3 protein-coding genes are annotated in these 8,986 nt (G+C 72.2%); 1 reads left to right on the top strand and 2 read right to left on the bottom strand.

What is annotated here, in order from left to right; translation table 11 throughout:
* Positions 1–33 precede the first annotated feature (33 nt).
* Positions 34–3,357, bottom strand: a complete 3,324-nt coding sequence (locus tag ACFVW8_RS36895) for a S8 family peptidase (RefSeq protein WP_389698011.1) — start codon at positions 3,355–3,357, stop codon at positions 34–36.
* A gap of 176 nt (positions 3,358–3,533) precedes the next feature.
* Positions 3,534–4,523: a helix-turn-helix domain-containing protein gene (locus ACFVW8_RS36900; RefSeq protein ID WP_389698013.1), complete on the bottom strand. Its 990-nt coding sequence runs from the start codon at positions 4,521–4,523 to the stop codon at positions 3,534–3,536.
* 90 nt (positions 4,524–4,613) lie between these two features.
* Between ACFVW8_RS36900 and ACFVW8_RS36905 the strand changes: the two genes are divergently transcribed.
* Complete coding sequence (locus ACFVW8_RS36905; protein ID WP_389698015.1) at positions 4,614–8,855, top strand: S8 family serine peptidase; 4,242 nt, start codon at positions 4,614–4,616, stop codon at positions 8,853–8,855.
* Positions 8,856–8,986: the final 131 nt, after the last annotated feature.

The following is an 8,986-nucleotide window of genomic DNA, read 5'->3' on the forward strand; positions in this document are numbered from 1 at the left end:
CCCCTCGACGGGGAGCCGGCCGACGGCGCGGTGCTACTTCGCCCGGTAGGCGTCGATGACCGTCTGGGTGAGCTTGTCGCCCTGCCGGTCGACGACCTCCGCCTTCAGCGAGACGGTGGAACCCGCGGCCGGGGTGCGCAGCCTCAGCTTCCCGTGGTGCAGGGCCGCCGTCTTCCAGGTGGTTCCGCCGTCGACGGAGGAGTAGACCTTCAGCGACTTGGTGTTGCCGTCCGCCGCCGCGCCCTCCACCGTCACGGGCACCGTCAGCGTGTGGCCCGCGCGGGCCGTCGAGTCGGTGCCCAGTCGCGGGGTGAAGCGGACCGTGGAGACCGGCAGCATCGTCGGCGTGGCCACGGTGTCGGAGGTGAACGTCCACTCGGCGTCGATCCGCGTGGAGACCGCTGCGGTCTTCGCGGGGACGGCCGAGGTGGTCAGCCGGTACGCGCCCTTGCCTGCCGGCACGGTGAACCGGACGCCCGTGGGCGGGGCCGCGATGGTCCCGACCAGCTCGTCGCCCTTGTGGAGCTCGGTCTTCGTCGCTTCGGGGTCCCACACCGTGGCGCCCGTGTGGCCCGCACCGTCGGCGAACATCGGGAACGCGGCCGTGATCGCGTCGCCCGAGCGCTGCACGCCCGTCGTGACACCGTTCACCCGCGGCCCGAACACCCCGACGTTGTAGTCGAGCTGGTAGGTCCGGCCCCGGGTGAAGGTGCGGTCGGGGTCGCTCTGCGTCGACTCCAGCACGCCGTTCGCGTCGAGCTGGCGGGACTGGAGGTCCCAGGTCAGCTCCGCGTCGGTGTTGAGGTACATCCGGTAGGCGGCCGGGAGCGGGTTGACCATGGCGAACGACGTCCCCACCCCGGTCCCCGTGTTCGGGGTGATCATCAGGTTGCCCTGGCGGCCGGGCAGGGTGGAGCCGAGCCGGACGTCGGTGGTCGCGAAGTCCTTCCTGCCCAGGTGCCGTTCGTAGCCGACGGGGACACCCTTGCCGCCGTAGGCGACGTTGTACTCGGTGCCGTCGGACTTCTTCTTCCAGGTCCCCATGAACTCGTGGAGCAGCTCCTCCTTCGGGTCCGGGCCCACCTGCGCGGTCCGGATGTCCTGGTAGGAGTTGGTCAGGGCGAAGCGCGCGATCGGCAGCAGCCACTCCAGCTCGACGCCGGTCCGGGCGAGCTGGGGTTCCGCGCCGTGGTCGGGCACGGTGATGTCGACGGGCTTCGCCGTACGGGCGTCGACCGTGACCGTCATGTCGTGGTCGACGGTGAGGGCGGGCTGGACCATCCAGTCCATCCCGCTGAAGTCGTCTCCGTTGCCGGTCGGATAGAGGGCGTGGGTACCGAAGTAGGTCCCCTTGCGCATCTCGATGGTGGTGGCACCGCCCTCGGTGGTGCTGACCGTGGTGCCCACCGTGGTGTCCGAGGTGCCGGTGAGGCTGCTGTTGTAGTGCGGGGCGGGCTTCCCGTCCCGGCCGATGTACTCGAAGGTGACCTTGTAGGCCTCCTCGCCGCGGTCGACGACGGCGGCGGTCCGCACGCTCTGACCGCTGCCGGTCGCGGTGACGCGGGCGCTGTAGACGCCGTCGACGGTGCCGCCGGTCCGGGTGTCCGCCGTGACGGCGGCCTCGGCCGTCCCGCCGGCGGGCACGGTCAGCTGCTTCGGGGACACGGCGAACATGGACTCGGGAGCCGCCGCGCCACCCGGGGCGGTGGCGGTCACCGCCAGATCCAGGGTGACCGGCTCCGTACCGTTGTTACGGTACGTGAGCGGCTTGCTGACGGGTGCGTCGTCGTCGTGCGGCCAGGCCTGCTTGCCGAAGTTGAGGCTGCCGGTCTCCGACACGACCGTCTGCACGATGGCCTGCGTCAGGTCGATGCGTCCCGAACCCTGCTGGTAGGACGTGTAGTCGCCGGGCTTCGTGGCCGAGGAGAGCAGTTGCTTGAGCTGCTGTCCGGACCAGTCGGGGTGCTGCTGCTTGAGCAGGGCTGCGGCGCCCGACACGTGCGGGGTCGCCATCGACGTACCGCTGGCGGATACGTAACCGTCTGCGACGGGGGTGCCCATCGCGGTGCCCGTCGCCTGGGCGGCGGCGATGTCGACACCGGGCGCCGTGACGTCCGGCTTGATGCCGCCGTCACCGAGGCGCGGGCCGGTGCTGGAGAAGCTCGCGATGCCGTCCTGCTTGTCGACGGCCCCGACGGTCAGGGCCGCGTCCGCGCTGCCCGGGCTGCCGATGGTCCCGTTCGCGGAGGGACCCGCGTTGCCCGCGGCGACCACGAAGAGCGGTCCGCCGTCGGCGGAGAGGCGGTCGACGGCCTCTTCGAGGGGGTCGGTGCCCGGGGTGTCGTCGGCGCCGAGGCTCATCGAGACGATGTCAGCGCCCTGCGCGACCGCCCACTCCATGCCGGCCAGAATCCAGGAGGAGTCGCCGCTGCCGGAGGCGCTGAGCACCTTGCCGTCCAGGATGCGCGCGCCCGGCGCGACGCCCCGGTACTTCCCGCCCGACTTCGCTCCGGTGCCGGCGACGGTCGAGGCGACATGCGTGCCGTGCCCGTGTCCGTCCACAGCGGTCGGGTCGGTGGTGAAGTTCTTCTCCGCAAGCTGCTGACCTGCGAGGTCGGGGTGGGTCTCGTCGACCCCGGTGTCCAGGACCGCGACCTTGACCCCGGTGCCGTCGTAGCCCGCCGCCCAGGCGTCCGGCGCCCCGATCTGCGGCACGCTCACATCGAGCGAGGCCTTCACCCGCGCGTCCAGCCACACCTTGCGCACGCCGGGGGCAGCGCCGCGTGCGTCCGGTGCGGTGAGCGCGTGCCAGACGTCGGCGGCGCCCTTCTCCGGCGCGGTCACGGCCTCCGCGTTCAGCCGGGGGAAGGTCCTGGTCACCTTCGCGCCGTCGGCCGACCGGAGCTCCGACTTGGCTCCTGCCGCGGAGCCTCCGGCGGACTTCGCCGCGCCGTCATAGCCGACGATGAGCTTGAGCCCGCCCTTGAGTGAGCTCCGGTAGGCCGCGCCGCCCAGCTCTGTGACGTCGAACAGCCGCTGGTCCAGCACGCCCTGGGTGATCAGGCGGTCCGCGTCCGCGGGCACCACCAGGGTGTGGTCGCCGGTGCGGCGGACCTCCACCGGCATGCGTTCGCGGCCGGGCGCCCGGTCGAAAACGACCGGGGCACCCTTGCCGTCGACGGCCACCCGGTCGCCGGTGACCAGGGTGACCCAGTGCTCGGCGGCTGCCGCCTGCCCTGTCTGCCGTGGCTGCTGCGTGGCCACGGCCGGCGAGGAGATCATCCCCGCCGTCAGGCCGACGACGGCCGCAGCGGCGATGACCGCTACGCCCGGTCTCGGTGCGTTGGTGTTCAACATGCCTCCTGGTGCAGTCCGTTCACATATGGAGAGGGAGGACATCCCTCGGACCGCCCCGCAGTATTCGGCCTGGTATACCGAAAACACCAGAGGTGATTGTTAATTCGCGGTCACTATCGTGGAACCGGCTCCGTGAAAGCTCCAAGAACCCCCACCTTTGCCCGACTTGGGCAGCGTCAGAGGCCCGGAGCACCGTCCGTGCCGGTGGCCGACGGGCCCTCGATCCATCCCCTCCGGGCGGCGATGACCCCGGCCTGGAAGCGGTTGGCCGCACCCAGCTGCTCGTGCAGTCTGCTGATCCGGCGCCTCATCGTGCGCACCGACCACCCCAACTGGCGGGCTATGGCTTCGTCCTTGAGGCCGCTGACCAGCAACGTCAACATCTGGCGGTCCTCCGCACCGAGCGGGTCGTCCGCCGGGGCGTCCAGCGGGGTGGCCGTGCGCCAGCACATCTCCCAGTAGTCGATCAGACCGTCGAGAAGGGCCGAAGGGCGGATCACGGCGGCGCGCACGCTCGTGGTGAAATCCAGGGTGAGCGGCATCAGGGCCAGCCGGCGGTCGGCTATCGCGAGCTTGATCCGCAGCCCGGGAAGGACCCGGGCGTGCTCTCCGTGCGCGACGAGCTCCCTGATGTCGTCGAGCACTCCGGGCCACTCCAGGGCCTCGGGGGCGTACACCGCCCGGTAGCGCACGCCCCGTGAAAGGGCCGCGGATTCCACCGGGTTGGATGTGGTGAGGGCGTACGGCGGGCGGTCGAGCGTGATGACCTCGCTGCGCGCCTCCTGCTGAAGCCGTACGAACCACCGGCCCAACGCCTCGCTTCCGTCGACCACTTCGACCTGTTCGGAGCTGCCCTGCCGGGCCGTGGCGAAGAGCCGCGACAGCTCGCCGGCCGCCGCGCGCACCCCGTCGAGCTCGGCGGTCCTGGCCCGCACGAGGGCGTCGACCGCCCCGTTCGGATCGATCGCGGCATAGCGGCGCCGGGCCCCGGAAAGCCGTCCGACCAGGCCGTTCTCCCGAAGGCGGTCCAGCGCCCGGCCGGTGCGCTCCGGCGTGGAACCGAGGTCCGCTGCAATGTCCGCGGGGCCCGCGGTGTGCCGTACCAGGATCGCCCGGTAGACACTCTCGTCGAACGGGTCGATACCGGCTGCGGTGAGCTGAGACATGCCGCGGATCATGGCCCGTGTGTGCCAGTGACAGCAATGGGCCAGCCCAAATCGTTGTCCTGGACATGCCCCGGCGATTAGTCATCTGTCATGGCAATCCCTCGCGTCCCTCGCTCACCCCGCCCCGTTCGAAGATCCGGCCGGGCCCGCCGGCGCGCGCTGACGGCCGGTATCGCCCTGTCGGCGGTGCTCGGCGGCCTGCTCGCCGCGGCACCCACGTCCGCTGCCGCCGCCTCGGCCGACGACGCCGCCCAGCGGGTGATCGTGACGCTGAAGGGCGGGGCCGCCGCATCGGACGGCAGCCGGCTCCGCTCGTCGGACGCGGCCGGCATCGCCTCGGCACGCCGGGCCGTGGCCGGCCGTCAGCAGTCGTTCCTCGACGGTGCGAAGCGCGCGGGTCTGCACCCCGGCTCGCCCCGCAAGCTGAACCTGCTGGTCAACGCCGTGGCGGTGACGGTCAAGGCCTCCGAGGTCCAGGCGCTGCGGACGCTGCCCGGAGTCGCTTCCGTACAGCCGGACGCCAAGGTCAAGATGTATACCAGCGACAGCGTGCCGCTCATCGGCGCCCCGGAGGTCTGGAAGCGCAAGGACCCGGACGGCAGGAAGGCCGACGGGACCGGCGTGACCGTCGCGGTCCTGGACAGCGGGGTCGACTACACCCACCCCGACCTGGGCGGCGGCTTCGGCGAGGGCCACAAGGTGGTCGCCGGGCACGACTTCGTCAACGGCGACGACGACCCGATGGACGACAACGGCCACGGGACGCACGTCGCCGGAATCATCGCCGGCAAGGCCGCGGCCAAGGGAGGCGTCACCGGTGTCGCCCCCGGGGCCGACCTCACCGCGTACAAGGTCATGAACGCCAACGGCGAGGGCACCACCTCCGACATCGTTGCCGGGCTCGAGGCCGCGATCGACCCGGCCAACCCGCACCGCGCCGATGTGATCAACCTCAGCATCGGCGGTTACGGCGACGGCAGCGATCCGCTGGGGCTCGCGGCGACCGCCGCCACCCGGGCCGGAGTCGTGGTCGTCGCGGCCGCCGGGAACGAGGGCCCCGGCGCGGGCACCGTCGGTTCCCCCGCGGCGGCCGACGGCGTGATCGCGGTCGGCGCCTCGGTCAGCGGGCTGCGCCTGCCGGGCGCCGCCTACCGGGACGGCGAGAAGATCCAGACCTACCGCGGTGTACTGTCCGCCAACCCGCCGGCGAAGCCGCTGACCACGGAGCTCGTCGACGCCGGCCAGGGCGCCCCGGAGGACTGGGACCGGGCCGGTGACGTCAAGGGCAAGGCCGTACGTCTCGACGTGCCGGTGTCCCAGCAGACGCAGGACGTCACCACCTGGGAGATCGAGCAGGCCCGCGAGGCCGAACGGCGGGGCGCCGTGGCGCTCTTCGGGGGTTCCTCGGGCGGCGGCCCGGTCCTGTCCGTGCCGGACAGCCGGAGCGCGGGCGCGAACACCGATCCGCTGCGGCTGCCGGCGGACAGCGCGGGCATCGAGGAGTCCGGCGACTCGATGCGCATGGACTCGGTCGTGATGCTCGGCGTCGACTCCACCCAGTACGCCGAGCTCTCAACACGTCTGGCTGCGGGCAAGGTCGAGATCACCCTCACCGGTGAGGATGTGACAGACCGGATCCCGTCGTTCTCCTCACGCGGCCCCGACCTGCGCTGGAACCTCAAGCCCGATCTGGTGGCCCCCGGCTACGACATCCTCTCCACCGTTCCCGAGTCCTTGTACGCGCCCGGCTACTACCGGATGTCGGGTACGTCGATGGCCGCGCCGCATGTCGCGGGCGCCGCCGCCCTGATCCGCCAGCTCCACCCGGAGCAGACCCCGGACCAGGTCCGCTCCGATCTGGTGGGCGGGACGAAGAAGGTGGCGGACGGCGAGCCCACGAGCTACGGCTCCGGGCGGCTCGACGTCCCGGCCGCGGCGGACGCGGCCGACGCCGGCATCACCACCTCGCCGAGCTCCCTGTCGTACGGTCTCGCCGACACGGCGGGCTCCACCGTCGCCGGGACCAGGAAGCTGACGGTGAACAACGCCTCGGGCCAGGCGCGTTCGGTACGCCTGCGGGTGAGCGGAGACGCGTCCGTGTCCCCGCGCACCCTGCGGGTCCCGGCCGGTGGCAGCGCCGTCGCCACAGTGACCGTCCGGGCCGACCGGCCCGCGGGCGAGGCCGAGATCAGCGGCGAGGTGACCCTGACCCCGGCCGGCGGCAAGGCCGTGCGCGTGCCCTACCTGCTGGTCGTCCGGCAGCTGTTCGTCCAGGCCGGCCCCGACCAGAGCGACGGCAACTCCGGTATCGCGATCTTCACCCCGGCGCCGCTCGCCGAGGCCCCCGTCGTGACGGTGAAGCCGCCGCACGGCCACAGCCGGGAGATCAGGGCGACCCTGCGCTCCGGCAATGTCTACGAGGCGCGGGTGACCGGGGCCCGCGAGGGCACCCATCTGGTGTCCGTACGGGCCCGGACCACGACCGGGCAGACCCTGCGCGGCAGCGACGGCTTCGAGGTGACACCGCCCGACACACGCAACAGCCGCTGGACGCCGGTCGGTCCGTACGGCGAGAACGGGCAGGTCACCGTCGCGGCGAACCGGCCGGGACGGGCCGCGCTCGCCCAGGGCTACAAGGCCGGTCCCTGGGTCACCGACGACGGGGACAACTGGCGCCAGCTCGACCGGCTCCCGGTCACCGACCAGAACGGCACGGGCAGCCTGGTCATCGACGCGAAGAACGCCGACCGCTGGTGGTACACGGTCAACAGCGCGAGCAACTTCCCGCGGACGTCCTCGATCCTGCGCACCGAGGACGCGGGCCGCACCTGGCAGACCCTGGACAGCCCCGACTCACTGATCTCGCAGCTCATCTCCGACGAGCGCACCCGCACGCTGATCGCGGTCACCGAGGGCGGGCTGCAGATCAGCACGGACGGCGGTGACCACTGGGCGGCGGGGCCGACCGGTGTACCGGGCACGGTCTACGACGCGGCGATCGGCGGCGACACGCTGTACTTCGCCACCGGCGACGCGGTGTGGTCCCGGTCCGGGGTCGCCTCGGGCGTCCTCGGCGAGGCACGGAAGCTGTACGACTCCAAGGGCTCCCCGACCGTCGAGATCGCCGCGGACAGCGGGGTCGTGGCGACGTACGTGATCGGTACGGGTGTCGTCGGCTCGCACGACGGCGGGGCGAGCTGGTCGACGCTCGTCGACCAGGGGTACGGCGGCAGCGGGCTCACAGCGAGCGGCGGCGACCTCTATCTGGGGACGTCGGAGGGCATCCGGGTCGGCCGTGACCACGGGCGGGACTGGTCGCTTCTGCCGGGCGTCAGCACTTCGTCGGTCCTGACCGACCTCGACCGCTGGAGCGACGGCTCACTGACGCTGTCCGAAAGCAGCAACGGCATCTACCGGGGCACCGCGGAGGGCGAGGACTACCGCCGCATCGGCATCCAGGGCGGCACCGTCAACGACCTGGCGGTCAGCGGCGACACCCTGCTGGCCGCCGGCGACATCGGCACCCAGCGCACCACCGTCCCGGCCGCGGACCCGGACTGGGGCACCACGGGCGGCGAGGGCACGGTCGGCAGCGGTACGTCGGCGCTCGTCGTCTCGCCGCAGGACTCCAGGATCGTGTGGCGTGCCCAGGCCGACGCGTTCGGCGGCTTCTCCGTCGAGCGCAGCGCGGACCGGGGGGCGAGCTGGGAGGAGAAGGGCCACAGCTCGGGCCAGGTGACCGCGATCGCGGTGCACCCGGCCGACCCCGACCGCGTCTACGTCGGATACGGCAACCAGGAGAGCACCGGCCTGTTCAGCACCGCGGACGGCGGTGCGACGTGGAAGAACCTGCGTCACGACACCCCGTTCACCGCTGTCTCCGGTGACCCGGAGAATCCGCGGAAGCTGCTCCTGGGCACGTCCGACGGTCTCTACCGCTCGGACGACGGCGGCGCGACCGTCAGCAAGGTGGCGGACGGCCGGGTCGACACCATCGAACGCGTCGGCTCGCACACGCTGCTCGGCGGCGACACGATCCGGGTCTCGGACAACGGCGGCCGGACGTTCCGCACGGGCGACACGGGTGAACTGCCGCTGCGGGTCAGCGACATCATCCAGGTCGGCCACACCCTCTACGCGGCGACCACCGGCGTGTGGGAGACGGCCCTGCCGCGCGGCGGCCGGGGCGTGCTGCGCTCCACCGACGGCGGGCGGAGCTGGCACAACATCTCCACCGGGCTCCAGAATCTGGACGCCACCCGCCTGGCCACGGACGGCCGGCACCTGTACGTGGGCACCGTGCAGGGGGGTGTCCACCGCCTCACCCTGTGACGGGCGGGGAGAGGCAACAGCGCGGGGTGGGGCGGCTGCAAAGCACCCCCCACACCCGCCCCCGATGCACGGTAGCGCACAGCCCCCCCACGCCACGGACGGAGAAGACACACCCAAGCCGAAAAGACCAG

The sequence above is a fragment of the Streptomyces sp. NPDC058221 genome (assembly GCF_042882365.1).
In the GTDB taxonomy this organism is placed as follows: Bacteria; Actinomycetota; Actinomycetes; order Streptomycetales; family Streptomycetaceae; genus Streptomyces.